Source organism: Butyrivibrio sp. INlla18 (assembly GCF_900103635.1).
GTDB lineage: Bacteria > Bacillota > Clostridia > Lachnospirales > Lachnospiraceae > Butyrivibrio.
In genome coordinates, this window is record NZ_FMXK01000031.1 from 1 (window position 1) to 1657 (window position 1657).

1 protein-coding gene is annotated in these 1657 nt (G+C 40.3%); it reads left to right on the top strand.

Annotation, left to right across the window (positions count from 1 at the left end):
• Positions 1–110: 110 nt before the first annotated feature.
• Positions 111–1229, top strand: a complete 1119-nt coding sequence (locus BLS24_RS15085; RefSeq protein ID WP_091761074.1) for an IS110 family RNA-guided transposase — start codon at positions 111–113, stop codon at positions 1227–1229.
• Positions 1230–1657: the final 428 nt, after the last annotated feature.

Below are 1657 nucleotides of genomic sequence, written 5' to 3' on the forward strand. Positions count from 1 at the left end.
CTAGACAATATGTAATGACCTCCTCTTTGTAGCATCGTGGATTTACCTATATACTAAAGATGTCAAGTCAATAGTAACGGGAATTACCGCATACAAAGGGAGGTCACTAAATGAATAATATCACAGTTTACGTAGGAATGGATGTACACAAAGACAGTTTTACTCTTTGTGATTATTTAATCGAAACGGAGAAAGCATCTCACACAAGGCGTACACCAGCTGATTACAAAGAAATCCTAAAGTATCTAGAATTCCTCAGAACCATCTACGGGAACGATTCAAACTTTATATGTGGTTATGAAGCCGGATGTCTTGGCTATACTTTATATCATCAGTTAACAGAACGTAACGTTAAATGCGTGATACTTGCTCCTACCACCATGCTTGAACCTCGTAGTGGTAAAAGAATCAAAACTGATAAACGCGATGCTGAGCTTATTGGCAAATGTCTTGCTCAGCATAATTACAGTCCCGTTCATATCCCAACTTCTACAGATGAAGAAACAAAAGAATTTCTTCGAATGAGAGATGACCATAAGCTTGCACTTAAAAAAGTGAAGCAACAAATTCTTTCATTTTGTCTACGTCACAATTATCGTTTTGAAGGAAAAAGTCACTGGACAGCAGCACATCTAAACTGGTTAAAATCATTAAAGCCTGAGGCTCTATATAAAGAGATTTTAGATGAATATCTGCTGACATATACAACCTTAAGTGATAAGCTTGAACGCTTGGATAAAAGAATAGAGGAAATCGCTTCTAAAGATGAATACCGAGAGTCTGTTAAAAAGCTCTGCTGTTTCATTGGAGTTCAAACTCATACAGCATTATCTGTATTGGTTGAAGTAGGAGATTTCAAACGCTTTGCCTCAGCAAAACAATTTGCTGCATATCTTGGGCTCGTTCCTGGAGAAGATTCCAGCGGTGATGATAAAGCACGACTTGGAATTACTAAGGCTGGTAATAGACATGTTAGACAGTTGCTTACAGAATCGTCCCAATCATATGGAAAAGGGCGAATTGGTCATAAATCAAAGGCCATAAAAGCCCGTCAAAGCGGTAACTTACCTCAAGTCATAGCTTACGCAGACAAGGCAAATGAAAGATTGAGACGTAAGTACTATAAAATGATCTTGGGAAAAAGTAAGACACACAATGTAGCAAAAACTGCAATAGCAAGAGAACTCGCGTGCTTCATATGGGGAATGATGACAGACAATATAGCATAATTGGGTATAACATCACGCTTCCGATATCAAGGCCAAGCCGCCGAAGGCGGTGCTTCGCAGCCTTGACATCTTCAACGCGCTGTTATAGTGCGTAATCAAGCAGATGTAAGATGGCTTACGCCATTTACATCTGGCCAATAATAAGTAACAACTGAAGACATCTTGAAAGGGCTTCGGCCATTTCAAGGTTCGAGCTATCTACGAGCAAGCTATGTCGGCACAGAGAAATCTGTGATCCACGCCGCTAGACGGTAGAGCTCACGGCGGACCATTGACCTGTTGGTAACCAATCCACGTATATCAGAGTGGCCAATGCCGGGAACTGATACTCCGAGGCTCTTTCAAGATGCCTTCAGAAACAATTAAATACATTTGTAGTGATTCCTGTCATTTTTTACTTGACAGGAGGTCATTACATATCAGCTTGC